Source organism: Streptomyces hawaiiensis (assembly GCF_004803895.1).
In the GTDB taxonomy this organism is placed as follows: domain Bacteria; phylum Actinomycetota; class Actinomycetes; order Streptomycetales; family Streptomycetaceae; genus Streptomyces; species Streptomyces hawaiiensis.
In genome coordinates, this window is sequence record NZ_CP021978.1 from 3,755,521 (window position 1) to 3,780,882 (window position 25,362).

Annotated in this window: 23 protein-coding genes; 13 read left to right on the plus strand and 10 right to left on the minus strand. The window is 71.3% G+C overall.

From position 1 onward, the window contains the following. Positions 1-28: 28 nt before the first annotated feature. A complete protein-coding gene (locus CEB94_RS17120; protein ID WP_175433065.1) occupies positions 29-2,899 on the minus strand; it encodes a penicillin acylase family protein in 2,871 nt (956 codons plus the stop codon). Between the two features lie 238 nt (positions 2,900-3,137). Here CEB94_RS17120 and CEB94_RS17125 point away from each other — a divergent pair, with 238 nt between their 5' ends. The 6 genes from CEB94_RS17125 to mscL all read left to right on the plus strand — a co-directional run bounded on the left by CEB94_RS17125 (position 3,138) and on the right by mscL (position 9,092). Then, positions 3,138-4,667 (plus strand): potassium/proton antiporter, encoded by a 1,530-nt coding sequence (locus tag CEB94_RS17125; RefSeq protein ID WP_175433066.1) that lies wholly within the window; start codon positions 3,138-3,140, stop codon positions 4,665-4,667. A 264-nt stretch (positions 4,668-4,931) separates the two neighbouring features. Continuing rightward, positions 4,932-6,224: an MFS transporter gene (locus tag CEB94_RS17130; RefSeq protein ID WP_175433067.1), complete on the plus strand. Its 1,293-nt coding sequence runs from the start codon at positions 4,932-4,934 to the stop codon at positions 6,222-6,224. A 67-nt stretch (positions 6,225-6,291) separates the two neighbouring features. Further along, positions 6,292-6,615, plus strand: a complete 324-nt coding sequence (locus CEB94_RS17135) for an FmdB family zinc ribbon protein (RefSeq protein ID WP_175433068.1) — start codon at positions 6,292-6,294, stop codon at positions 6,613-6,615. A 77-nt stretch (positions 6,616-6,692) separates the two neighbouring features. After that, on the plus strand, positions 6,693-7,553 hold the full coding sequence (locus CEB94_RS17140) for an S-methyl-5'-thioadenosine phosphorylase (RefSeq protein ID WP_175433069.1): 861 nt from the start codon (positions 6,693-6,695) through the stop codon (positions 7,551-7,553). A gap of 387 nt (positions 7,554-7,940) precedes the next feature. Next, positions 7,941-8,531 (plus strand): hypothetical protein, encoded by a 591-nt coding sequence (locus tag CEB94_RS17145; protein WP_246111819.1) that lies wholly within the window; start codon positions 7,941-7,943, stop codon positions 8,529-8,531. Between the two features lie 102 nt (positions 8,532-8,633). After that, on the plus strand, positions 8,634-9,092 hold the full coding sequence (gene mscL, locus CEB94_RS17150; protein ID WP_175433070.1) for a large conductance mechanosensitive channel protein MscL: 459 nt from the start codon (positions 8,634-8,636) through the stop codon (positions 9,090-9,092). A 43-nt stretch (positions 9,093-9,135) separates the two neighbouring features. Here the strand turns inward: mscL and CEB94_RS17155 are convergent, their stop codons facing one another. Beyond that, positions 9,136-9,315 carry a hypothetical protein gene (locus CEB94_RS17155; RefSeq protein ID WP_175433071.1) on the minus strand — a complete coding sequence of 60 codons (180 nt, stop codon included), beginning with the start codon at positions 9,313-9,315 and terminating at the stop codon, positions 9,136-9,138. Positions 9,316-9,371: 56 nt separating this feature from the next. Between CEB94_RS17155 and CEB94_RS17160 the strand changes: the two genes are divergently transcribed. The 4 genes from CEB94_RS17160 (at position 9,372) to CEB94_RS17175 (ending at position 14,110) form a co-directional block, all read left to right on the plus strand. Then, a complete protein-coding gene (locus CEB94_RS17160) occupies positions 9,372-10,607 on the plus strand; it encodes a low temperature requirement protein A (RefSeq protein ID WP_175433072.1) in 1,236 nt (411 codons plus the stop codon). Positions 10,608-10,733: 126 nt separating this feature from the next. Continuing rightward, a complete protein-coding gene (locus tag CEB94_RS17165) occupies positions 10,734-11,774 on the plus strand; it encodes a P1 family peptidase (protein WP_175433073.1) in 1,041 nt (346 codons plus the stop codon). Between the two features lie 180 nt (positions 11,775-11,954). After that, positions 11,955-13,172 (plus strand): L,D-transpeptidase, encoded by a 1,218-nt coding sequence (locus CEB94_RS17170; RefSeq protein ID WP_175433074.1) that lies wholly within the window; start codon positions 11,955-11,957, stop codon positions 13,170-13,172. 191 nt (positions 13,173-13,363) lie between these two features. Then, on the plus strand, positions 13,364-14,110 hold the full coding sequence (locus CEB94_RS17175; protein WP_175433075.1) for a DUF6227 family protein: 747 nt from the start codon (positions 13,364-13,366) through the stop codon (positions 14,108-14,110). Positions 14,111-14,128: 18 nt separating this feature from the next. Here CEB94_RS17175 and CEB94_RS17180 read toward each other — a convergent pair whose 3' ends face one another. From CEB94_RS17180 to CEB94_RS17200, 5 genes are all read right to left on the minus strand, one after another. Then, positions 14,129-14,287 (minus strand): hypothetical protein, encoded by a 159-nt coding sequence (locus CEB94_RS17180; RefSeq protein ID WP_175433076.1) that lies wholly within the window; start codon positions 14,285-14,287, stop codon positions 14,129-14,131. 116 nt (positions 14,288-14,403) lie between these two features. Next, positions 14,404-16,449 (minus strand): PTS fructose transporter subunit IIABC, encoded by a 2,046-nt coding sequence (locus CEB94_RS17185; protein WP_175433077.1) that lies wholly within the window; start codon positions 16,447-16,449, stop codon positions 14,404-14,406. A 154-nt stretch (positions 16,450-16,603) separates the two neighbouring features. Next, on the minus strand, positions 16,604-17,551 hold the full coding sequence (pfkB, locus tag CEB94_RS17190) for a 1-phosphofructokinase (protein WP_175433078.1): 948 nt from the start codon (positions 17,549-17,551) through the stop codon (positions 16,604-16,606). Next, positions 17,548-18,309 (minus strand): DeoR/GlpR family DNA-binding transcription regulator, encoded by a 762-nt coding sequence (locus tag CEB94_RS17195; protein ID WP_175433079.1) that lies wholly within the window; start codon positions 18,307-18,309, stop codon positions 17,548-17,550. Before CEB94_RS17195 ends, pfkB begins: the two co-directional genes overlap by 4 nt. Before the next feature lie 162 nt (positions 18,310-18,471). Continuing rightward, on the minus strand, positions 18,472-19,980 hold the full coding sequence (locus CEB94_RS17200; RefSeq protein ID WP_175433080.1) for an MFS transporter: 1,509 nt from the start codon (positions 19,978-19,980) through the stop codon (positions 18,472-18,474). A gap of 62 nt (positions 19,981-20,042) precedes the next feature. Here CEB94_RS17200 and CEB94_RS17205 point away from each other — a divergent pair, with 62 nt between their 5' ends. Next, the gene (locus CEB94_RS17205; RefSeq protein WP_175433081.1) at positions 20,043-21,026 is read left to right on the plus strand and encodes a helix-turn-helix transcriptional regulator; all 984 of its coding nucleotides are present in this window, start codon (positions 20,043-20,045) and stop codon (positions 21,024-21,026) included. A 9-nt stretch (positions 21,027-21,035) separates the two neighbouring features. On the opposite strand, the gene CEB94_RS17210 is transcribed toward CEB94_RS17205, so the two are convergent. Both CEB94_RS17210 and CEB94_RS17215 read right to left on the minus strand, forming a co-directional pair. Then, entirely contained in the window at positions 21,036-21,653 is a 618-nt protein-coding gene (locus CEB94_RS17210) for a TetR/AcrR family transcriptional regulator (RefSeq protein WP_175437034.1), read from the minus strand. Between the two features lie 491 nt (positions 21,654-22,144). After that, the gene (locus tag CEB94_RS17215) at positions 22,145-23,143 is read right to left on the minus strand and encodes a sigma-70 family RNA polymerase sigma factor (RefSeq protein WP_175433082.1); all 999 of its coding nucleotides are present in this window, start codon (positions 23,141-23,143) and stop codon (positions 22,145-22,147) included. Between the two features lie 194 nt (positions 23,144-23,337). Between CEB94_RS17215 and CEB94_RS17220 the strand changes: the two genes are divergently transcribed. Then, on the plus strand, positions 23,338-23,859 hold the full coding sequence (locus CEB94_RS17220; RefSeq protein ID WP_175433083.1) for a GNAT family N-acetyltransferase: 522 nt from the start codon (positions 23,338-23,340) through the stop codon (positions 23,857-23,859). A 10-nt stretch (positions 23,860-23,869) separates the two neighbouring features. Here the strand turns inward: CEB94_RS17220 and CEB94_RS17225 are convergent, their stop codons facing one another. Next, on the minus strand, positions 23,870-24,655 hold the full coding sequence (locus tag CEB94_RS17225) for a dioxygenase family protein (protein WP_175433084.1): 786 nt from the start codon (positions 24,653-24,655) through the stop codon (positions 23,870-23,872). Between the two features lie 89 nt (positions 24,656-24,744). Here CEB94_RS17225 and CEB94_RS17230 point away from each other — a divergent pair, with 89 nt between their 5' ends. Further along, the gene (locus CEB94_RS17230; RefSeq protein ID WP_175433085.1) at positions 24,745-25,278 is read left to right on the plus strand and encodes a MarR family winged helix-turn-helix transcriptional regulator; all 534 of its coding nucleotides are present in this window, start codon (positions 24,745-24,747) and stop codon (positions 25,276-25,278) included. Positions 25,279-25,362 lie beyond the last annotated feature (84 nt).

A 25,362-nucleotide genomic window follows, 5' to 3' on the forward strand; every position in this document is an offset into this window, starting at 1 on the left:
GGCCGCTTTTGCCACTGACGTCAGTGGCTCACGGTTTGAGCACCAGCTTGTCGGCCGTGCTCTTCTCGACCGCCTGGTCCGAGAAGGACCACGGCAGCAGTTCGCCGTCGGCCCACTTGTCGGTCTGGTCGACGTAGTGGGCGCTGTAGGCGTGCCCGGAGGCGCCGGTGAGGTTGATCCACTTCGACTTGTCGAGGTCGCCGAGGTTCACCACCATCCGCATGGACGGCACCCACACCACCCCGTAGCCGCCGGCGGCGTTCCAGCCGGTCGCGTTGACCGTGGCCTCGCCGCCGCCGAGCTTCCAGGGGCCGCGGTTGAGGGCGTACTGGATGAAACCGGGGCCCGATGTGCCGAGGGTCTGGTTCTTCAGGAACAGGCGGTGCAGCCGGCCCCAGCTCCAGGAGTCGATGTCCTTGCCGAGCTTGGCGGTCAGCTCCCAGCGGGCGTCGATCATGGCCCGCTTGAACAGCTGGTCGCGATTGACGGCGCCCGGGCGGATGTTGCCCACCTTGGGCGTCTTCCACCAGTCGCTGTCCGGCTGGTTCATGAGCTTGCGGACCACCTCGAACCACCGGTCGCCGCCGTCCGGCTGCGCCTGGTCGGGGTCGCGCTGGCCGCACTCGCGGACCTTCTCGGCCTCGTCGGCGGGGCCGGTGGTGTTGACCGGCTCGACCCACAGGCACTGGCCCTTGGGGCGCAGCTCCTTGGGCAGCTTGTTGCCGAAGGCGAGCTTGAGGATGTTGCGCCAGACCGCGTTGAAGTAGGCCGCCGCCGCGGAGTCGGCGTCCTGGGTGTAGTCCCAGCCCTCCAGGAGCTTCTGCGCCTCGCGGACGTCCTTGTTCTCCGGGTCGATCTTCAGCAGCGTGGGCACCAGCAGCCGGGCGATCTCGCTGCTGTTGTCCAGCTGCATCTGGCGCATGTCGTCCGTGGAGATCTTGCCGCCGTCCTTGATCTTCGACTGGATCAGGTCGGTGATCCGCTGGCTGCGCGCGCCGTAGCCCCAGTCCGTGGTGAGCGTGTACGGGTACTTGTCCGGGTCGATCACGGCCTGGTTGGCGGTGACGATGTAGCCGCGGTCCGGGTTGTACTCGTAGGGCAGCGCGTCCTGCGGGATGTAGCCGCTCCAGCGGTACTTCGGGTCCCAGCCGGGCGCCGGGATGGAGCCGTCGTCGCTCTCCTCGCGCAGGGGGATCCTCCCCGGCAGCGTGTAGCCGATGTTGTTCTCGGTGTCGGCGTAGATCAGGTTCTGCGAGGGCACCTCGAACTGCGCGGCGGCCTTGCGGAAGTCGGTCCAGTTCTTCGCCTTGTCCATGGCGAAGACGGCGTCCATGGTGGTGCCGGGCTGCAGGGCGGTCCAGCGCAGCGCGACGCCGTAGCCGTCGCCTCTGTCGGGTGCGGCGGTGTCGACGGTGGCCTTCTTGCCGACCTTCACGAGCTCCTCGTCGCGGTCGGACAGCAGGGGCATCCCGTCCTCGGTCTGCCGTACGACGATCTTCTTGGGCTCGCCCCCGGCGACCTTGATGGTCTCCTCGCGGGTCTTGAAGGGCTTGATCTTGCCGTCGTACAGGTAGCCGTCGCCGGTGATCTTCTCCAGGTAGAGGTCCGTGACGTCGGCGCCGGAGTTGGTCATGCCCCAGGCGATGTTCTGGTTGTGACCGATTATCACGCCCGGCATGCCGGCGAAGGTGTAGCCGCTGACGTCGTACTGGCAGGTGCTGGAGACGCTGCGGCAGTGCAGGCCCATCTGGTACCAGACGGACGGCAGGGAGGGCGACAGGTGCGGGTCGTTGGCCAGCAGCGGCTTGCCGCTGATGGTGTGCTTCCCGCCGACGACCCAGGAGTTGGAGCCGATGCCGTCGCCGTTGACGCCGACGGCCGGCGGGAGGTCGTCCAGGACCTGGGTCAGGCCGCCGAGCTGGCTGTCCAGGCCCGCTGTGCCCGAGGCGGTGCCGCTCGTGCCGGACGAGCCGGAGGCGGTGCCGCTCGTGCCGGAGGCGGTGCCCGAGGTGCCGGAGCCGCCGGACGCCGTGCCCGCGGTGCCGGTGGAGGTACCGCCGGTTCCATTCGTCCCGGATGTACCGTTCGCACCCGACGTGCCGTTCGTGCCGCCCTGCTCGAACGCCCCCGTCAATTCGCTGTACTGGCCCTCCTGGACGATCGCCTTGTTCCGGCTGTACGGGTACTCCGGGTACAGGTCGGCGATCTGCTTCGGGCCGAGGCGGCTGGTGAGCAGGGCGCGGTCGATCTCGTCCTGTATGTTGCCGCGCAGGTCCCAGGCCATCGCCTTCAGCCAGGAGACCGAGTCGACGGGGGTCCACTGCTGCGGCTTGTAGTCGTTGGTGAAGCCCAGCGCCGCGTACTCCAGGGAGATGTCCTTGCCGTCCTTGCCCTGGAGGTAGGAGTTGACTCCCTTGGCGTAGGCCTGGAGGTACTTCTTCGTGGTGGCCGACAGCTTGGTGTCGTACTCCTGTTTGGCGACCCGGTCCCAGCCGAGGGTGCGCAGGAATTCGTCGTTGTCGACCTGGCTCTTGCCGAACATCTCCGACAGCCGGCCGGAGGCCATGTGGCGGCGGACGTCCATCTCGTAGAACCGGTCCTGCGCCTGGACGTAGCCCTGCGCCATGAACAGGTCCGCGTCGGAGGAGGCGTAGATCTGAGGGATGCCGTAATTGTCGCGTTTGACCTCGACGGGGCCCGAGAGGCCCTTCAGGGTGAGGGAGCCCTTGGTCTGCGGGAACGAGGCCCGGACGGTACTGACGGACCAGTACGACCCGTAGGCCACGCCCCCGATGAGGGCCAGCACCAGGACGAGCACGAAAAGGCGGGCTTTGCGCCCCTTTCTCCTGCCGGACTTGCCGGGCTGCTGACCCGTGGAGGCGGTGGTGTTGGGGGGCATCGCTGTCCTTGCTGTCCTAACGCGAGCGGCAGGTTCGGCTGTGCTTTTAACTGAGCGCTGGAGCAACGATAGGCGCAGGGTCTTGCGCCCCTTGACGCGGAGTCGGGAACCGGCACGGACTGACGTTCGATCCTGCCCCTGGAAGCGTCAAGAAATCGTCAAGAGTTAGGTAAGGTAACGAAGTAGTTGGCGCGGTGCGCCACAGCTTCATGTGCGATGTACGTGAGCCCACGCGCGCGTGCGTGCGGGCCAGGGAAGGACTCGGCCGCTGACTGTTCACCACCTCAACCAGCTCCTGCTCGTCTGCTCGCTCGTCCTGCTCGTCGCCGTCGCAGCGGTACGGATCTCCTCGCGCAGCGGGCTCCCCAGCCTGCTCGTGTACCTGGGGATCGGCGTCGCCATGGGCCAGGACGGCGTGGGCGACATCCACTTCGACAACGCCGAACTGACCCAGGTCATCGGGTACGCGGCCCTGGTCGTGATCCTGGCCGAGGGCGGTCTGGGCACGAAGTGGAAGGAGATCAAGCCGGTCCTGCCGGCCGCCACGGCGCTGTCGCTGGCCGGTGTCGCGGTGAGCGTCGGGGTGACGGCGTCGGCCGCGCACTACCTGATCGGCCTCGAATGGCGGCAGGCGCTCATCATCGGGGCGGTCGTCTCCTCGACCGACGCGGCGGCCGTGTTCTCCGTGCTGCGCAAGATCCCCCTCCCCGCGCGCGTGACGGGCACGCTGGAGGCGGAGTCCGGCTTCAACGACGCCCCGGTGGTCATCCTCGTGGTGTCCCTGTCCACGGCCGGGCCGGTCGAGCACTGGTACGTGCTGCTGGGCGTGATCGTGCTGGAGCTGGCCATCGGCGCGGCCATCGGGCTCGCGGTGGGCTGGCTGGGCTCCCTGGGTCTCAGGCACGTGGCACTGCCCGCGTCCGGCCTCTACCCGATCGCGGTCATGGCGATCGCGGTGGTGGCGTACGCCGGCGGCGCGCTGGCCCACGGGAGCGGCTTCCTCGCGGTGTACCTCGCCGCGATGGTGATGGGCAACGCGCGGCTGCCGCACTGGCCGGCCACGCGCGGCTTCGCCGACGGGCTCGGCTGGATGGCCCAGATCGGCATGTTCGTCCTGCTCGGCCTGCTGGTCACCCCGCACGAGCTGGGTGACGACATCGTGCCCGCGCTGGTCATCGGGCTGGTGCTGACCATGGTGGCGCGACCGCTGAGCGTGGTGCTCTGCCTGTCGCCGTTCCGGGTGCCGTGGCAGGAACAGACACTGATGTCCTGGGCGGGGCTGCGCGGGGCCGTGCCCATCATCCTGGCCACCATCCCCATGGTGGAGGGCGTCGACGCCAGCCGCCGGATCTTCAACATCGTCTTCGTGCTGGTCGTCGTCTACACCCTGGTCCAGGGCCCGACGCTGCCCTGGCTCGGCCGCAAGCTGCGCCTCGGCGACGGTTCGGAGGCCGCCGACCTCGGCATCGAGTCGGCACCGCTGGAGCGGCTGCGCGGGCATCTGCTGTCCGTGGCGATCCCCGACGGATCGAAGATGCACGGCGTGGAGGTGGCCGAACTGCGGCTGCCGCACGGCGCGGCCGTGACGCTCATCGTGCGCGGAGGCGAATCCTTCGTTCCGCTGCCGACGACGATATTGCAGCGGGGAGACGAGCTCCTCGTGGTCGCCACGGACCCCGTCCGGGACGCGACCGAGCGCCGGCTGCGGGCCGTGGGGCACGGCGGCAAGCTGGCCGGCTGGCTGGGGACGGACGGGGCAAGCCGTTGAGGGCGTTTTGCGCCGTTTCTGATTTGTAGGGCGGGCAGGCCCATGGTGCTCACTTTCACAGGCACGCACCCCTTGATCCCTGTACGATGAAGGCGTTACCCAGATCGAACCAACTCTGCCTGACGCAGAGCTGGCGCGGCCGTATGGCGGTCGGGACACCCCTCCTCACCGGGCCCCGGCATCTACCGCAGTTCCGCGCAAGAGGACAGCTCTCGGCGCCGCCCACCACGGGGCGCGCTACCAGGCGGCAGAAAGGCACGGGCCGTGGAGTCCACGGTCACCTCGAAGGCGTCGGAGAACCCGACGCCTTCCGCCCGCCCGGGATACGGCCGGCTGCTGCGCACCCGCGGCGCCTGGACGTTCCTGCTCCCCGGCTTCGCGGCACGCCAGCCGTTCGCGATGCTGACCATCTCCATCGTGTTGCTGGTGCAGCACACCACCGGCTCGTACGGAGCGGCGGGCGCCGCAGCGGCCGTCACCGGTGTCTCCATGGCCCTGTTCGCGCCCTACAGCGGCCGCCTCGCCGACCGCTACGGACAGCGGATCGTGCTCATCCCCGGAGTGCTGCTGCACACGCTGTCCGGGCTGACGCTCACAGCGCTCGCGCTGCTGGACGCGCCCTTGTGGGCGGTGTTCGTGGCGGCCGTCCCGACCGGTGCCTCGGTGCCGCAGGTCGGCCCGATGGTGCGGGCCCGCTGGGGCGTGAAGCTCAAGGACTCGCCGCTGATGACCACCGCGGCGGCCTTCGAGTCCGTCACGGACGAACTGACCTTCGTCGTCGGACCGCTGCTGGCCACCGCCCTGTGCACGGCCGTCGACCCGGCCGCCGGACTCGTCACGGAGGCCTCGCTGACCCTGATCGGCGGTTTGCTGTTCGCCGCGCAGAAGAGCACCCAGCCCACGGTCGCCGGCAGCGGGCACGCGCGCGTGGAGCACGCCTCGGCGCTGCGCGTCCCCGGGGTGCGCGTGCTGATCGTCATCTTCCTGGGCATCGGCACCGTCTTCGGCGGTATGCAGGTCTCGCTGGCCGCGTTCACCGAGTCGATCGGCGAACCCGGCCTGAACGGCGTCCTCTACGGAGTCTTCGCCGCGGGCAACATGCTCTCCGGCGTGGTCTGCGGCGCGATCGCCTGGAAGGCGGCCCCGCAGCGGCGCCTGGTCATCGGCTACACGGCGCTGGCCCTCACCGCGTCGGGCCTGTGGGCCGCCCACTCGGTGCTCGTCCTCGCCGGCCTCGGCCTGCTGGTCGGCATGTGCATCGCGCCCGCCCTGATCACCGGCTACACCCTGGTCGACAGCCTGGTCCCGGCCGGTGCCCGCACCGAGGCCTTCACCTGGCTCACCGGGGCGGTCGCGCTCGGCCAGGCCGCCGCCGTCACGGTCGCCGGACAGCTGGAGGACCGCCTGTGGGGCGGCGCCGGTTTCCTGGTGCCGATGGGCGGCACGGTGCTGGCCCTGGCGACCCTCCTGGCCCTGCGGTCCCGGCTGGCGGCACGGGCCAACAGCCGGACCGTCGCACGTGGCGTGGGTCACCGCGTGCCGGTGGCAGTGGACTGAGCGGCCGGAATACGTCACTATGGATCGTCGTTAGCACTCATCGAGTGAGAGTGCCAGGAGGAAGACAGTGCCGACCTACCAGTACCAGTGCACCGAGTGCGGCGAGGGCCTCGAGGCGGTGCAGAAGTTCACCGACGACGCTCTTACCGAGTGCCCCAACTGCACGGGCCGCCTGAAGAAGGTGTTCTCGGCGGTCGGCATCGTCTTCAAGGGCTCCGGCTTCTACCGGAACGACAGCCGCGGCTCCTCGTCGAGCAGCGCCCCGGCGGCGAAGTCGTCGAGCTCCGGGTCTTCGAGCTCGTCGTCCTCCGACTCCGGCTCGTCGAGCTCCGGTTCGAGCTCCTCGTCGAGCTCCGGCAGCTCCTCCAGCAGCAGCACCACCGCCGCGTAAGGCCCGATTCTTACGGGACCCTGTCGCCCTCGGGCGACAGGGTCCTCGGCGTTTCCGCGTGCGGTTAGGGTGCGGGCATGGCGAACAAGGCGAACGTGACGGACCAGGCAGGCGCCGGAATCGGCGTCATCGGCGGCTCGGGGTTCTACTCCTTCCTCGACGACGTGACCGAGATCCAGGTCGACACCCCGTACGGGCCGCCCAGCGACTCCCTCTTCCTCGGTGACGTCGCCGGCCGGCGGGTCGCCTTCCTGCCGCGGCACGGACGGGGCCACCACCTGCCGCCGCACCGGATCAACTACCGGGCCAACCTGTGGGCGCTGCGCTCGGTCGGCGTGCGCCAGGTCCTCGCCCCGTGCGCCGTGGGCGGCCTGCGCCCCGAGTACGGGCCGGGCACCCTGCTGGTGCCGGACCAACTGGTCGACCGCACGAAGTCCCGCGCCAACACCTACTTCGACGGGCTGCCGCTGCCCGACGGCTCGGTGCCCAACGTGGTGCACGTGTCGCTGGCCGACCCCTACTGCCCCACGGGGCGGGCCGTCGCGCTGAAGGCGGCACGCGGCCGGGACTGGGAGCCGGTGGACGGCGGCACGCTGGTCGTGGTCGAGGGGCCGCGGTTCTCGACGCGTGCGGAATCCTTGTGGCACCAGGCGCAGGGCTGGTCGGTGGTGGGCATGACCGGCCACCCCGAGGCGGCGCTCGCCCGTGAGCTGGCGCTCTGCTACACGTCCCTGACCCTGGTCACCGACCTGGACGCGGGCGCCGAGACGGGCGAGGGCGTCTCGCACGACGAGGTGCTGCGGGTGTTCGCGGCGAATGTGGACCGGCTGCGGGGGGTGCTGTTCGACGCGGTGGCCGGGCTGCCCGGGGAGGGCGAGCGGGACTGTCTGTGTGTGAGTGCGCTGGGCGGGATGGATCCGGGGTTCGCTTTGCCGTAGGGCTGTGCGGCTCGGGGGGTGAGGGCGCTGGGTGCCGGGCGCTGGACGCCGGGCGCCGGGCGCCGGGCGCCGGAGGCGGGGTGCCGGGCGCTGGGTGCTGGACGCTGAGCGCCGGGCGCTGGGTGCTGGACGCGGGGTGCCGGACGCCGGACGCTGAGCGCCGGGCGCTGGGTGCTGGACGCTGGACGCGGGGTGCCGGACGCCGGACGCTGAGCGCCGGGCGCCGGGCGCCGGGCGCCGGGCGCCGGGCGTGGCAAGGGGAACGTCCCCTTCGGGTGAGGGAGTTGTCCACAGGCCGGCGGTGGGTCCACAGGCCCGAACGGGCGGTGGCGCGGGGCCTCATCGTGGGGAGCGCAAGCCGGTCCCTCGTCGCAGGTGGTGGTTCCCGTGTCCTTCGCTCGTTCCTCGGTCGTGCCCTCGTCTCCCTCCTGGTCGCTCGCCTCGTGCCCGCCCGGGGCCGAGGTGCCCGCGACCAGTGAGGTGCCGCGGTTCGATCCGGTACGGGTGCGCGGCGGTCACCGCTCCGGCCGGCTCGTCCGGCACCGGCGGCGGGCCGTGGCCGTCGGGCTCGCCGTCACCGCGACGGCACTCGTGGCTGCGGGCCCGCGCGATACCGACGGGGCCCGTGGTCATCCCCGGGCGCGACCTCCCGCGCACTCGGCGTCGGTGTCCGGGGAGCAGCCCGCGCACCCGCGCCGTGCCGCGGGGTCGGTGACGGCCCCGGTCCGGATCTCCGACGCTGCCACGGTGCGGTTGCTGCGGCCCGGCGACCGGGTCGACGTCATCGCCGCCGAGGGGGCGGTGCCGGGCGGCGATGCCCGGGTGGTCGCGCGGGGGGCCAGGGTGACGAAGGTGCCGGAGCCGGTGGAGGGCGCGGGCGACAGCGGGGCGCTGGTCGTGCTGTCGGTGCCACGGGCCACCGCCGCGCGGCTGGCCGGTGCGAGTGCCACCGGGCGGTTGGCGGTGACCCTGTGGTGACGTGCTCGTCAGAGGGACCCAGGTGCTCGGTACGGCCCCTCGTTGACGTAGGTTGCGGAGCGTTTTGTGCCACAAGCTGCTCGTGCGAGGAGAGGCCCCCAGGTGAGCGAGAAGAAGGATCCGAGTGTCTTGGAGGGCTTCAAGGCCTTCCTGATGCGCGGGAACGTCGTCGATCTGGCGGTGGCGGTGGTGATCGGTGCCGCCTTCACCAACATCGTCAACGCCATGGTGAAGGGGATCATCAACCCGGTCGTCGGCGCCATCGGGACCAAGAACCTCGACCACTACAGTTCGTGCCTGAGCTCGAGCTGCGAGGGCGAGCAGGGCATCCAGATCCTGTGGGGTTCCGTGCTCGGCGCCGCCCTGAGCTTCGTGATCACCGCGGCGGTCGTCTACTTCCTGATGGTCCTGCCCATGTCGAAGTACCTGGCCCGGCAGGAGGCCCGCCGCAAGGCGAAGGAGGGCACGCAGGAGGTCCTCGAGGTGACCGAGCTGGAGGTGCTGAAGGAGATCCGGGACGCCCTGATCGCCCAGCGCGGCTCGAGGCACGACCGGCAGTAGCGCGGCTGTTTCGGAGGTGGTGGGGCGGTCCGGCCCGGCCGGCTCAGAGGTGGTGGGGCGGCTTCTCGTCCAGGAAGCGCTTGAGGTCCGCCGCACTGCCGCCGGAGTCGGTGCGCTCGCCCCAGCCGCGGTCGGTGTCGTCGGAGGACTGCTGGTCGAGCGGATCGTCGAAGACCAGCGCGGGCTTGGGCTCACGCGGCTCGGAACCGGGGACGGTACTCATGCAACCAGGGTACGGTCGCGGAGAAATTCCCCGTGCCTTCTGCTGTGCTGAGACGCATGACGTCCAGCCCCACTCCCCCGCCCGTCCCCTCCGACGCGCCCGGCGGCGGCCGGGGACCACTGCGCAGGCTTCGGGCCCGTGGCCGCGACGAGGCGCACCGGACGGCCTCGCCGCTGGAGCTCTTCTTCGACCTGTGCTTCGTCGTGGCCGTCGCCCAGGCGGGCATCCAGCTGGTGCACTCCGTCGCCGAGGGGCACGCGGGCGAGGGGATCCTCGACTACGCGATGGTGTTCTTCGCCCTGTGGTGGGCGTGGATGAACTTCACCTGGTTCGCCTCGGCGTACGACAACGACGACGTCCTCTACCGGGTCGTCACGCTGGTGCAGATCGCGGGTGTGCTGGTCCTCGCGGCGGGGGTCTCCCGGGCGTTCGAGGAGCACGAGTACCTCGTGGTCTGGCTGGGCTACGTGATCATGCGGGTGGCCCTGGCGGCGCAGTGGCTGCGGGCGGCCCGTTCCACCGAGGGCCCGGAGCGCACGACGGCCCTGCGCTACGCCGGCGGCGTGCTGGCGTGCCAGGTCGGCTGGCTGGGGCTGCTGCTCCTGCCCGCGGGGGCCCGGCCCTGGTGGTTCCTGGTGATGGCGCTGCTGGAGATGTGCGTGCCGCCCTTCGCGGAGCGGGAGCGCACCACGTCCTGGCACCCCCGCCACATCGCGGAGCGATACGGGCTGTTCACCATCATCGTGCTCGGCGAGACCATCGCGGCGGCCACGATCGCGGTGAAGTCCGGCATCGACGAGAACGACGCACTGGGCGAGCTCCTCCCCATCGCGGCGGGCGGGCTGCTGGTCATCTTCGCGGCGTGGTGGATCTACTTCGTGGTCCCCATCCACGGCCATCTGCGGTCCAACCGGCAGGCGTTCCTGTGGGGCTACGGCCACTACCTGGTGTTCGCCTCGGCTGCGGCGATCGGGGCCGGGCTGGAGGTGGCGGTGGAGCAGACGGTCGGCAAGGCACACATCTCCACGCTGGCGGCGTCGGCGGCGGTGACGTTGCCGACGGCCCTGTACCTGCTCACGGTGTGGGTGCTGCACTCACGCCACTTCAAGCGGGGCATCTCCCAGCAGCTGGTGCTGCCGACGACGGCCCTGCTGGTGATCTGCTGCACGTTCCTGGGGCACTGGGCGGTGTTCGCGGCGGGTGTGGTCTGCGCGCTGTCGGTGGTGGCCGGAGAGACCCTGGCCGCGCGCCCGGCCGCGCGGGAGAGCGGGCCGGCGGCGCTGGCCGGGTGAGGGCGTCCGCGGTCCGGTCCCCGCGACGTCAACGGGCTGACGTGGCGCCCACCGGCTCGGTACACCCGCCGGGGCCGGGGGCTCGGTACACCCGCCGCGGCCGGGGGCTGGACGAGACTGTGCCCCATGACAGTTGACGCACTGACGGATGTCTCCGGCCTGCGGGTGGGGCACGCGACCCGCACCGGAGACGGTTGGCTCACCGGCACCACGGTCGTGCTCGCCCCGGAGGGCGGGGCCGTGGCCGCCGTGGACGTGCGGGGCGGCGGGCCCGGCACCAGGGAGACGGACGCGCTGGATCCGCGCAATGTGGTGCGGAAGGTGGAGGCGGTCGTGCTGACCGGCGGCAGCGCGTACGGGCTCGACGCCGCGTCGGGAGTGATGGCCTGGCTGGAGGAGCGGGGGCGCGGGATCCGTGTCGGGGCGGACCCGGCGCATGTGGTGCCGGTGGTGCCCGCCGCCTGTGTCTTCGATCTGGGGCGGGGCGGCGACTTCCGGGCCCGGCCGGACGCGGCGACCGGCCGTGCCGCGGTCGAGGCCGCCGCGGCGAGCGAGCTCGGCGCGCGGGTGCCCCAGGGGTGCGTGGGCGCGGGCACGGGAGCGGTGACCGGGGTGGTGAAGGGCGGCGTCGGCAGCGCGAGCACGGTGCTCGGCTCGGGGGTCACGGTGGCCGCGCTTGTGGTGGCCAACGCGGCGGGAGCGACGGTGGATCCGGAAACGGGGGTGCTGTACGGGGAGTTGTTCCAGGGGCGGGTGGAATACCCGGGGGAGGAGGTCCACGCGGCCGCGCAGCGGCGTCTCGCCGAGACGGCCGCGAGGAGCACGCCGCCCCCGCTCAACACGACGCTCGCGGTGGTCGCGACGGACGCGGATCTGTCCAAGGCGCAGGCGCAGAAGCTGGCCGGCACGGCGCACGACGGCATCGCCCGCGCCGTGCGCCCGGTGCATCTCCTCAACGACGGGGACACGGTGTTCGCGCTGGCGACGGGCGACCGCGCCCTGGACGCCGCGGACCCGCTCGCCCTGAACGAGATCCTGGCGGCGGGTGCGGACATGGTGACGCGCGCGATCGTCCGGGCCGTGCGGGCCGCGGAGCCGGTGGACGGTCCGGGCGGGGCGTGGCCGTCGTACGGGGAGCTGTACGGCGAGTTGCACGGGGAGCTGTAGCGGCGGTCCGCCGAACTGGCCTGCGGCGCACAGGAGATCCACAGCGGAACCGGAATTTGTCGCGGTTCTGTCACGTGACGGCCTTCATGGGGAACGGAAGGAACCCGACCGGCTCCCCGGCCCCTCTTCCCTCACGTACTGGAGCGGATCACGCAACATCACACGAACTGGGAGCAGCCCGTGACAACGCCGAACATTTCAGCGCGGCGCACTCTGGGGGCCTGTGCCGCCCTGATGGTCGGCGCCCTGACGCTCACCGCCTGCGGTGGCAGCGCCAACGCCAAGGACGACGAGAAGGGCGGCAAGGGCGGCACCAAGACGTCCGTCGCGAAGATCGCCATCTCGGCGAAGGACGGTTCGACCGGCGCGTCCATCAACGCGACCGGTGTGAAGGTCAGCGACGGGAAGCTGACCGACGTGAAGATGACGGTGGCGGGCAGCGGCGATGCCGTCGCGGGATCGGTCTCCGGCGACGGCAAGGTCTGGAAGCCGAAGGAGCAGCTGGAGCGCGGGACGAAGTACCAGATATCGGCGACCGCCCAGGACGCGGACGGCCGGACGGCCGCGGCCAACTCGATCTTCACGACGGTGACGTCGTCGAACAGCTTCATCGGGACGTACACGCCGGACAACGGCACGACGGTCGGTGTGGGCATGCCGGTCTCCTTCACCTTCGACAAGGCCATCACGGACCGCAAGGCCGTGCAGTCGCACATCTCGGTCACGTCCAGCAGCGGGCAGAAGGTCGTCGGGCACTGGTTCAACGGGCAGCGACTCGACTTCCGGCCGCAGGAGTACTGGAAGGCCGGCTCCAAGGTCACGATGAACATCGACCTGGACGGGGTCGAGGGCGCGAACGGCGTCTACGGCGTGCAGAAGAAGACGGTCACCTTCACGGTGGGCCGTGCGCAGGTCTCCACGGTGGACGCCAAGACCCAGACCATGACGGTCGTCCGGGACGGCAAGACCATCAAGACGATCCCGATCTCGGCGGGCAGCCCGCAGCACACCACGTACAACGGGCAGATGGTGATCTCGGAGAAGTTCGTCCAGACCCGGATGAACAGCCGGACGGTCGGGCTGGGCGGTGAGTACGACATCCCGGACGTGCCGCACGCGATGCGTCTGACGACGTCGGGCACGTTCATCCACGGCAACTACTGGTACAACAAGGGCAACCCGCCCTTCGGCCGCCAGGGCACCAGCCACGGCTGCGTCGGTCTCGCCGACGTCCAGGGCGCGGGGGGCAGCACGCCCTCCAAGTGGTTCTACGACAACTCCCTCATCGGGGACGTGGTGATCGTGAAGAACTCCCCCGACAAGACGGTGGCGCCGGACAACGGGCTCAACGGCTGGAACATGGCGTGGAGCCAGTGGGTCGCGGACAGCGCTTCCTGACCGGCTGAAGGACCACCTGAAGGACCGCCCCAACTGGGGTTTTTGACGGACCGACCGGGCCGCGCGGGAACTTTTCGCGCGGCCCACGCGTTTTCCCGGACGTACGTTTTCTCGGTTCCCGGACATGATGTCCGACCGAGGGGCTACCGTATGCACCCACAAGGTGACATGCAGCAACGCCGGGAGAAACCTTGAGCGTTCCGTACGAGACGGCAGCGTACGAACCCCACGACTCGCCCGAGTCTCCGGAGGAGCACCTCGCGCGACTCCTCGGCCGCGCCCTGAACTCCTTCGAGCTACCGGACGAGACGATAAGGCGCCTGGACTGCGCGCTGGCGCACGACGGATCGCTGCACTCCGCGCACCACAGCGCGGGCCTGCACCGGGAGACGTACCGGCACACGTGGCTGCTCGCCGACGGTTCGGCGCTCACGCTCTGGGAGCTCGTCCACAACACCGCTGCGGGCAGCGAACCGCATCACGAGGTGTATGTCGACGAGGAGGAGCTGCGCGCCGCCACGACGCGGCTGCCGCTGCCGCCGGACACCCCGGACTTCGAACTGCCGGTGACGGTGCAGCTGGCGCCGGCTCCCGCGCCCCGGCACGCGTACGCCGCCGAGGACTCGGCGGACCACGCGCGCAGGTTACTGCGCCGGGCGGAGAACGCGGACCGGCCGGGCACGGACACGGCGGCCCTGCTGGCCACGGCGTCCGGGCACCAGATCACCCAGGCCTTCGGCCGGCCGTGCCGCGCGGGCCGGGCGGGGCTGGGCTTCTCGCTCTACGAGCACGCGTTCCTGCTGCACGACGGCGAGGAGGTCTCCCTCTGGGAGGTCGAGCACACGGCGACGCCGGACGGGCGGCACATGTGCGAGGTGTACGCCAGCGAGGACGCGGCGCGCGAGGCCATGGAGCGGCGGGCGGCGCAGCTCTCCTGAGACAGGCCCCGCAAGCCCCTAGACGCCTCTGTCGCCGAGTTGGCGCACCAGCTCGGTGAAGGCGTCTCTCTCCTCGGTGGTCAGTTCCACGAACTCCGACCGGGGGCCCGTCTGCCGCTGTTGCGGGAGGGCGGGGAGCGGGTGGCCTTCGGGCCACCGGGAGAGGTGCTCGGGCATTGTCCCAGTAGATACCACGGCCCGGGACTTCGGTCCCGGGCCGTGATTTTCGTGATCTATCTCGCAGGTGGCATGAACGGCTCACACGCCTCGAAAGGTGCGAACCTCACGTCTGTTCAGGCCGCGACGGGCTGCTTCGTCTCCGCCGCCCGGGCCTCGCCGCCCTCGCCGGAGGCCGGTGCGGCACCCGGGACCGGCTTGCGCAGGCCCTTGAGGACGATCACCACGGCCGTGGTGACGCAGACGCCCGCGGCGATGGCGACCAGGTAGAGGAACGGGTTGCCGATCAGCGGGACCACGAAGATGCCGCCGTGCGGGGCGCGCAGGGTGGCGCCGAAGGCCATCGACAGGGCGCCGGTGACCGCGCCGCCCGCCATGGAGGCCGGGATGACGCGCAGCGGGTCGGCCGCGGCGAACGGGATCGCCCCCTCGGAGATGAAGGAGGCGCCGAGCACCCAGGCGGCCTTGCCGTTCTCGCGCTCGGTCTGGGTGAAGAGCTTGCCGCGCACGGTCGTCGCCAGGGCCATGGCCAGCGGCGGGACCATGCCGGCCGCCATCACCGCGGCCATGATCTTCATCGCCGAGTCGCTGGGGCTGGACACCGCGATACCGGCGGTGGCGAAGGTGTAGGCGACCTTGTTGACGGGACCGCCGAGGTCGAAGCACATCATCAGGCCGAGGAGGGTGCCGAGCAGGATCGCGTTGCTGCCGGACAGGCCGTTCAGCCAGTCGGTCATGCCCTTCTGGGCCTCGGCGATGGGCTTGCCGATGACGACGAACATCAGGAACCCGACGATCGCCGAGGAGATCAGCGGGATCACCACCACCGGCATGATGCCGCGCAGTGCCGCCGGGACGTTCACCTTCTGGATCGCCATCACCACGCCACCGGCGATCAGACCGGCCGCCAGACCACCGAGGAACCCGGCGTTGATGTTGAGCGCGATCATGCCGCCGACGAACCCGGGGACGATACCGGGCCGGTCCACCATGCCGTAGGCGATGTAGCCGGCCAGGACCGGGACGAGGAAGCCGAAGGCGACGCCGCCGATCTGGAAGAGCAGGGCCGCCCAGCTGTCGGCCTGCAACCACATGAAGTGGTCCATCACCGACGGGGCCTTGTCGACCTTGTAGCCGCCGATCGCGAACCCGAGCGCGATGAGCAGACCGCCCGCGGCGACGAACGGCACCATGTAACTGACGCCGGACATCAGCCACTTGCGCAGCTTGGTGCCGTAGCCCTCGCCGGAGTCGCCCGCGCGCTCCACCGCAGTGGCCGGGGCGGAACCGGAGGTGACCTCGCCGCGCGCGGCCTTGTCACGGACCTCGGCGATGAGTTCGGCGGGGCGGTTGATGCCCGCCTTCACGCCGACGTCGACGGTCGGCTTGCCGGCGAACCGCTCCTTCTCCCGGACGGGCACGTCGTGGGCGAAGATCACGGCGTCCGCCGCCGCGATGACCTGCGGGTCGAGCCGGGTGAAACCGGCCGATCCCTGGGGCTCGACGGCGAGTTCGACGCCCGCCTCCCGGCCGGCGTTCTCCAGCGACTCGGCCGCCATGTAGGTGTGGGCGATGCCGGTGGGGCAGGAGGTGACGGCGACGATGCGGAACGGGCGTTCCTCGTCCACCACCGTCTCGTCGGTGACCGTGGCGGCGGCGGGAGAGGCCGCTCCCGCCGACGCCACGGGGTCTTCGGAACCCGCCGGGGCGGGTGCGTCCGGCTCGTCGCCGCGGATCAAAGCCGCCGCGGCCGGCGCGTCGCTCACCGCGCGCAGGGCGTCGGTGAACTCGCTGTTCATCAACTGCCGGGCCAGCGACGACAGGATCGTCAGATGGGCGTCGTCGGCGCCGGCCGGCGCGGCGATCAGGAAGATCAGGTCGGCGGGGCCGTCCGCGGCGCCGAAGTCGATGCCGGCGGCGCTGCGGCCGAAGGCGAGCGTCGGCTCGGTGACGTGCTCGCTGCGGCAGTGCGGGATGCCGATGCCGCCGTCGAGGCCGGTCGGCATCTGGGCCTCGCGGGCGGCCACGTCGGCGAGAAAGCCGTCCAGGTCGGTCACCCGGCCCAGGGCCACCATGCGCTCGGCGAGGGCACGCGCCGCCGCTTCCTTGGTGTCGGCGGACAGGTCGAGATCGACCAGGTCCGCCGTGATCATGTCGCTCATCGCGGGCTCCTTAGCACGCGTATCGCCCGGTGGGAGGGGGTGGGCGGGAGGGGGACGGGGGTGCGGTGGGGGGTGACGGGGGTGGAGGCGGGGCCGGAGAGTAACGGGGAGGAGGCCCGCCGCTCGCGCGTCGGTCCGCGCTGCTCGTCGTACGTCATGACACCGGCTCCTTCAGCACACGGTCCGCCGGGACCTCGGCCGTGACCGTCACCGCCGCCGGGTCCAGGTCGCCCGGCGTCGGCATCACACTGCCGGGCAACTGGACGGCCGCCGCGCCGTGCGCGACCGCGGAGGCCAGGGCCTCGGGGCCGTTGCCGCCGGCGATCAGGAAACCGGCGAGGGAGGAGTCGCCGGCGCCCACGTTGCTGCGGACGGCGGCCACACGGGCGCTGCCGAACCAGGCGCCCGCGTCGGAGACGAGCAGCTGCCCGTCGGCGCCGAGGCTCGCGAGGACGGCCCGGGCGCCCATCTCGCGCAGTTCCTCGGCGGCCTTGACGGCGTCGCCGACGGTGGCGAGGGGGCGGCCGACGGCTCCGGCGAGCTCCTCGGCGTTGGGCTTGACCACGTCGGGCCGCTCGCGCAGGGCAGCGAGCAGCGCGGGCCCGGAGGTGTCCAGGGCGATGCGCGCCCCGGCGGCGTGCGCGCGGGCGACCAGCTCGGCGTACCAGGAGGGGGCGAGTCCGCGCGGGAGGCTGCCGCAGCAGGCGATCCAGGCGGCGTCGCGGGACTGCTGCCGCACGGTCTCCAAGAGCAGTTCCCGCTCGGCGTCGGAGAGTTCGGGGCCGGGCGCGTTGATCTTCGTCAGGACGCCGTCGGACTCGGCGAGGGCGATGTTGGAGCGGGTGGCCCCCGCGACCGGGACGGGAGCGACCTCGATGCCCTGCCTGGCCAGCAGGTCGGCGACCAGGGCGCCCGGGGCGCCGCCCAGGGGCAGGACCGCCACCGTGCGCCGTCCGGCGGCGGCGACGGCGCGCGAGACGTTCACGCCCTTGCCGCCCGGGTCCATCCGCTCGCCGGTGGCGCGGATGACCTCGCCGCGGTCGAGGGACGGCACCTCGTAGGTGCGGTCCAGGGAGGGGTTGGGGGTGACGGTGAGGATCATGCGCGCACTACTTCCGTGCCGCCGCGCTCGATCGCGACGGCGTCTTCGGGGCTCAGCCCGCTGTCGGTGATCAGCAGGTCCACATCGCTCAGGTCGCCGAAGCGGGCGAAGTGCTCCTGGCCGTGCTTTGAGGAGTCGGCGAGCAGCACCACGCGGCGGGCGGCGGCCACGGCCGCGCGCTTGACCGCGGCCTCGGCGAGGTCGGGGGTGGTCAGACCGTGCTCGGCGGAGAAGCCGTTGGCGGCCACGAACAGCACGTCGGCGCGGATCTCGCCGTACGCACGCAGCGCCCAGGCGTCCACGGCGGCGCGCGTGCGGTGCCGTACGCGCCCTCCGATGAGGTGGAGCTGGATGCCGGGGTGGTCGGCGAGGCGGGCCGCGATGGGGAGGCTGTGCGTGACGACGGTGAGGGAGGCCTCCAGCGGGAGGGCGGCGGCCATCCGGGCCACCGTCGTCCCGGCGTCGAGGATCACCGTGCCCTCGCCGGGCAGTTCCGCGAGGGCCGCCTTGGCGATGCCGTCCTTCTCGTCGGCGGCGGTCGTCTCGCGCTCGGCGAGGTCCGGCTCGAAGTCCAGGCGCCCGGCCGGGATGGCCCCGCCGTGCACCCGGCGGACCAGACCGGCGCGGTCGAGGGCCTTCAGATCCCGGCGGATCGTCTCCGCCGTCACCTGGAACTCCTCGGCCAGCGACACGACGTCCACTCGGCCGCCGTCACGGGCGAGCCGGAGGATCTCTTGCTGCCGCTCCGGTGCGTACATGTCCGTTCGCCTCCGCCTCATGCCCGAACGTGTGGTTTCAGCGGGAGGCTACGCCGAGATTTCCGCAAAGTAAACAGGTTCGGACCCAATCGGGCATGAGCGGAAACACGGGCGGGCCCGGCACCCGAGGTGCCGAGCCCGATGAGTCCCTGATCTCCGCCCCTACGAGACCAGCGCCGGTTCCTTCTCCGTCACCGGCGCCTGCCCGCCCTCCACATGCTGCGCGGGCCGCTTCGGCAGCGCGAACATCAGCAGGAAGATGGCGCCCATCACCGCGGCGACCCAGCCGAGCGCGTTCTGGAAGGCGTCCGCGAAGGCCGGACCGACCTGCTCCGGCCGCAGGTGGTCGGAGATCGTGCCGAAGAACACCACCGACACCAGGCCGAGACCCAGCGCGTTGCCCATCTGCTGCACGGTGTTGATGAGCCCGGACGCCGAACCGGCGTGCTCGCGCGGCACCTCCGAGAGGATCGCGTCGGTCAGCGGCGCGACGATCAGGCCCATGCCCACGCCCATCACGACCAGCGGAAGGGCCATCTGCCAGGGGGCGATGGCGAGGCCGTAGTGCCCGGCCTCGCTGATGTAGAGCAGCACCCCGGCCGCCATCACCAGCGCGCCCGCCTGGAGCACCTTGCGCCCGAAGCGCGGGACCAGCATCTGCACCGACATCCCGGCGGCCACCGACACCGCGATGGAGAAGGGAACTCCGGTCAGCCCGGCCTTCAGCGGGCTCCAGCCCAGCCCGAACTGCATGTACAGCGTCCACACCAGGAAGAACACACCGAGCCCGACCCCGAAGACGGTCTGCACGGCGATCCCGGCCGCGAAGCTCTTGACCCTGAACAGCGGCAGCTCGATCAGCGGGGAGCCGTCCCGGGCGGCCTTGCGCCTCTCGAACGCCACCAGCACCGCGAGGACGACGAGCGACCCGGCCATCGAGACGTACCCCCACACCGGCCAGTCCAGCTCCCGGCCGCGAATGAGCGGGTAGAGCAGCATCAGCAGGCCCAGCGTCACCAGCGCCACGCCCACCAGGTCCAGCTTCAGGGCGCGCGGCGCCTTGGACTCGGTGATGAAGCGGCTGCCGAGGATCAGGCCGGCGACACCCACGGGCAGGTTGATCAGGAAGATCGAACGCCACTCCCAGCCGAACAGGTTCCACTCGGTCAGCAGCGCGCCGAGCAGCGGACCGGACACGGCCCCGAGGCCGACGACCGCGCCGAACAGCCCGAACACCTTGCCCCGCTCGTGCGCCGGGAAGGTCGCGTGCACGATCGACAGCACCTGCGGCACCATCAGCGCCGCCATGCCGCCCTGCAGGAACCGCGAGGCGACCAGCATCTCCGGGTTCACCGCGAGGCCGCACAGCGCGGAGGCGACCGTGAACCCGCCGATGCCGACGAGGAAGATCCGCTTGCGGCCGTGGATGTCTCCGAGCCGTCCGCCGGTGATCAGGCCGGCGGCGAAGGCGAGGGCGTAGCCGGCGGTGATCCACTGGATCTCGCTGAAGGACGCGCCAGCCTCCCGCTGGATCGACGGTATGGCGATGTTGACGATCGTCACGTCGACGAGGTCCATGAAGGCCGCGGTCATCACGATCGCGAGGGCGAACCAGCGCCGGCGGTCGGTCACGCCGCCCGCCGTGGCGAGGGTGGTGTCGGTGGAGTGCATGCTCCGAAGGTAGACCCCCAATAGGTCAGGTCATGTCCTACTGGTGCGGCATCCTCGTCGGTATGACGACGGACACTCCGGCCCGGCTCCTGACGCTCCTCTCCCTTCTCCAGACGCCCCGCGAATGGCCAGGCGGCGAGCTCGCCGGCCGCCTCGGGGTCTCCCGCCGCACGGTCCGGCGGGACATCGACCGGCTGCGCGAGCTGGGCTATCCCGTGCAGGCGACCAAGGGCTCCGACGGCGGTTACCGGCTGGTCGCCGGCAAGGCCATGCCGCCGCTCGTGCTCGACGACGAGGAGGCCGTGGCCATCGCGGTCGGGCTGCGCGCCGGGGCGGGGCACGCGGTGGAGGGCCTGGACGAGGCCTCGGTGCGGGCACTGGCCAAGCTGGAGCAGGTCCTGCCCGGCCGGCTGCGCCACCGCGTGACCACCCTCCAGGCCGCGACCACACCACTGACCAGCGGAGACGGGCCGAGCATCGCGCCAGAGACCCTGACCGTGATGGCCTCGACGGTGGCCGGGCACGAGCGGCTGCGGTTCGCCTACCTGGCCGCGGACGGCTCCGGGTCGCGGCGCCTGACGGAGCCGTACCGGCTGGTGTCGACGGGCCGCCGCTGGTACCTGGTGGCGTACGACATCGACCGGGACGACTGGCGCACGTTCCGCGTCGACCGGGTCAGCGAGCCGTTCGCCACGGGGGCCCGGTTCGTACCGCGCGAACTGCCGACGGGGGACGCGGCGGAGTACCTGCGGCAATCGATGCAACGGCAGCAGCAGTCCTACGACTTCGAGGTCACGTTCGCCGCACCGGCCGACTTCGTCGCCGCCCGGGTGCCCCACTGGCTGGGCACGCCCGAGCCGTTGGACGACGGCAGCTGCCGGCTGCGGGGGTCCGTCGGGGACGCGGTGCAGTGGGTGGCGTTCCGGCTGGCGCTGCTGGAGTGCGACTTCGTGGTGCACGAGCCGGAGGAACTGGTGTCGGCCGTGCGGGAGCTGGGGGCACGGTTGAGCAGGGCGGCCGCCGGACGGGGCGCGGGCGGGGTGTGAGCCGTCGCGTCACGGTCCCCACGGGAAGTCCCGCAGTGCCGCGAGATTGCGCAGGGCGAGTTCCGCCGGGCTCCCCGGGCCTTCCACGGGCCCGTCCCCCTCCGCCCAGGCCTCCAGCGCGGTCCGCACGGCGGCACTGGCGACGGCGGCGGTGAAGCGCGACCGGGGGTCGGCGGCAACGTTGTCGGCGTCGTCCGGCCTCGCGGGAACCCCGGGGCCACCGGCACGTGTCACCCGTTCCGCCAGCACCTCACCCAGCAGCCGCTCGGACGCCTGGCACACCTCCGCCCACACCCTGCGCAGGGACGGGTTCGCGGCGGCCAGGCGCAGGAGCGTGCGGACCCACTCCCAGGAGGACGCCGAGACGCCGGCGCCCGGGGTGAGGGTGTGGCGGACACCCTGCTCCAGAGCCCCGATCACCTCCACGTCGGCCGGCGCCGCGCGCACCGCCTCCACCCAGCGCTGGGCGCCGGCCGCGTAGAGCGGGGCGACGGCCTCCTCCTTGGTGGCGAAGTACCGGTAGAAGGTGCGCGGGGCGATACCGGCGGCCTGGGCGATGTCCTCCGCGCGGGTGGCGCGCAGGCCGTGCCGTACGAAGAGGCCGGCCGCCGCCCGGGCGATCTCCATGCGTGTCTCGGCCTTCCGCCGCTCGGTCAGCGAGGGCGGGGTCGGGGTGGTGCTGCTCACGCCCGGCAGGCTATGCCCATGTGACACAATCTGCCATCTGGCGGGCCACCCCGTGGTTCAGGTACGGGGTGCCCCGCCCTCCAGAAGAGAGCCGGGCCCCGGCGTCCGGGGGGAAGGACGCCGAAGCCCGGCCTCGGGGAAAGTCCCGGCGCCGGGGGGAGTGCGACGGGACGTGGCTATGGGGGTCTTGGGGCGTGGCCCCGGGCCCGAACTGGTGGACCCAGAAGTCTTGTTCCCTGAGTCCGCCGGTTGAAGCGGCGTTACAACGCCATGTTTGCGCGGTCTTTCGCCACCCGGCGTACGCGGTGACCCCCGGGCGCACACGGTCCGTCACCCACTGGCCGTGGGAACGAGTCGTACGCCCGGACGCTCACCGTACTCACCGGTGACGCGCCGCCCCGCGAAGAGGGGTCGCGCCACGCGGACGGGAATCACGCCGCCGCGTCGAACCCGGTGCTGCGGGCCAGCTTCTTCAGCTCCAGCAGCGCGTGCTTCTCGATCTGCCGGATGCGCTCGCGGGTCAGGCCGTGCTCCTTGCCGACCTCGGTCAGCGTGCGCTCCCGGCCGTCCTCGATGCCGTAGCGCATCTTGATGATCGAGGCCGTGCGCTGGTCGAGCCGGCCGATCAAATCGTCGAGCTCCTCGCTGCGCAGCAGCGTCAGCACCGACTGCTCGGGCGACACCGCCGAGGTGTCCTCCAGGAGGTCCCCGAACTGCGTCTCGCCCTCGTCGTCCACCGACATGTTCAGCGAGACCGGGTCGCGGGCCCAGTCGAGCACGTCGGTGACGCGCGCCGGCGTCGAGGCGAGCTCGGTCGCGATCTCCGCGGGCTCCGGATCCCGGCCGTGCTCACGGTTGAACTCACGCTGCACACGGCGGATCCGGCCGAGCTCCTCCACGAGGTGGACGGGCAGGCGGATCGTACGGGACTGGTCCGCTATCGACCGCGTGATGGCCTGGCGGATCCACCACGTGGCGTACGTGGAGAACTTGAAACCCTTGCGGTAGTCGAACTTCTCGACCGCGCGCACCAGGCCGGCGTTGCCCTCCTGGATCAGGTCCAGCAGCGGCAGGCCGCTGCGGGGGTAGCGGCGGGCGACCGCGACGACCAGGCGCAGGTTGGAGCGGATGAAGACATCCTTGGCCCGCTCGCTCGCGTCGACCAGGGCCTGCAGCTCCTCGGGCGAGGCTCCGGCCTTGTTCTCCTCCAGGCCGTCGAGGATCTGCTGTGCGAACACACCCGCTTCGATGATCTGAGACAGCTCGACCTCCTTGGCGGCGTCGAGCAGCGGTGTGCGAGCGATCTCGTCGAGGTACATGCCGACCAGGTCGCGGTCGGCGATCTCGCCGCCATGGGTGCGAACACTGCTTGCCGCATCGGCCGTCTCGCCGGTGGCGGACTGACGACGGGCGACGGCACGGGTTGCCATGCGAGCTCCCTTGCGATGGTGAGGTCAGCGGGTGGTCCTTCGGACGCTGGACTCCGTCTTCCGGGACTCTCCGGACTCTCCTCGGGTGCCCTGCATCCGATGGAAACAACGACTGGAATCAGGACAGAATTCCCAACGCGGCCCCCGATTTTTCTGATCATGCAGTACCCTGTCCGGCCACATGGGGAGGCGCGATGCTGTCGGAATGTACAGAGGTGCAGGTCAGACCGGGAGTCGAGGCTGACCTCGACGCTCTCACGACCCTCTACAACCACTATGTACGTGAGACGGCGATCACATTCGATACCGCGGTCTTCACTCCGCAGGAGCGCCGCCCCTGGCTGCTCTCCCACCCTGAAGACGGGCCGTACCGCCTGATGGTTGCCACGGAACCGGACTCACAGGAGATCCTGGGCTACTCCACTTCCAGCCCTTTCCGAATGAAGCCCGCCTATGCCACTTCCGTGGAGACGACCGTGTACGTCACCCCGGGCGCCGGGCGGCGCGGCGTCGGCACGCTCCTCTACACGGCCCTCTTCGAGGCCCTGTCCGGCGAGGATCTGCACCGCGCCTACGCGGGCGTCGCGCTGCCGAACGAGGCGTCGGCCCGGCTGCACGAGCGCTTCGGCTTCCGGCACGTCGGTACGTACCGGGAAGCCGGCCGCAAGTTCGGCCGGTACTGGGACGTGGCCTGGTACGAGAAGGAGCTGCCGTAACCGGAGGCGGTCAGCCGAACTGCACCGACCGCTTCGCCAGCCCCATCCAGAAGCCGTCGATCACGGACTTCTGCGCGTCCAGCTCACCGGCCGCGTCCGCCGCGCCCATGGTCACGAACAGCGGGGCGAAGTGCTCGGTGCGGGGGTGAGCCAGCTGCCCCGCGGGCGACGTGCGGGTGAAGTCGAGCAGGGCGTCCACATCACGCGCCTCCAGCGCCCGCCGGCCCCAGTCGTCGAACTCGGCCGACCAGGCGGGGACGCCGCCCTGCCGCAGCGCGGCCAGGTTGTGGGTGAAGAAGCCGGAGCCGACGATCAGCACGCCCTCGTCGCGCAGGGGGGCGAGTTTGCGGCCGATCTCCAGGAGCCGGACCGGGTCGAGCGTCGGCATCGACACCTGGAGGACCGGGATGTCGGCCTCCGGATACATCTCGACCAGCGGGACGTACGCGCCGTGGTCGAGGCCACGGTCGGGGACGTCCTGGACGGGCATGCCGGGGGCGCGCAGCAGCTTGCGTACGGACTCGGCGAGCTCCGGTGCGCCGGGGGCGTCGTACGTCACCCGGTAGTAGTGCTCCGGGAAGCCCCAGAAGTCGTAGACGAGCGGGACGGTCTCGGTGGCGCCGAGGGCGAGCGGGGCCTCCTCCCAGTGGGCGGAGACGATCAGGACGGCCTTGGGGCGCGGCAGGCCGGCGGACCAGGCGGCCAGTTCACCGGGCCAGACCGGGTCGTCCGCCAGGGGCGGCGCGCCGTGGCTGAGGTAGAGAGCGGGCATGCGCTCCTGGGTGGCGGCGGACATGCTGCGGCTCCTTCCAAAACATGGTTCCCTACAAAACTGTACGGGCCATTTGTTTAAACTTCAAGAAGGGGCCACGTAAAGTGGAAGGCATGAAGGCACCCGCATCCGCACCGACACCGGGCTCCGTCGCGGAGCCCCAGGAACCGCGCTGGCTCACCGACGAGGAGCAGCGCGTCTGGCGTTCGTTCATGGAGGGCGTCACCCTCCTCGACGACCATCTCGACCGTCAGCTGCAGCGCGACGCGGGCATGCCGCACGTCTACTACGGCCTTCTGGTCAAGCTCGCCGAGGCGCCGCAGCGGCGGCTGCGGATGACCGAGCTCGCGATGCTGGCGAAGATCACCCGGTCCCGTCTCTCGCACGCCATCGCGCGCCTGGAGAAGAACGGCTGGGTGCGCCGGGAGGACTGCCCCGACGACAAGCGGGGCCAGTTCGCCGTCCTCACGGACGAGGGCCTCAAGGTGCTGCGGGAGACCGCGCCGGGCCATGTGGAGGCCGTACGCCAGGCGGTCTTCGACCGGCTCACCCCGGAACAGCAGAAGTCCCTCGGCGAGATCATGCGGATCGTCGCCGAGGGACTTCAGCCGGCCGAAGCGGGTGCGGACCTGCCCTGGCTCCGCTGACGCGGGAGCCGGGGCAGGTCCTGGATTCCGTGGGTACGAGGCGTCCCCTTCCTCGTACCCACGGATGGCCCGAAGGGGTGTGGT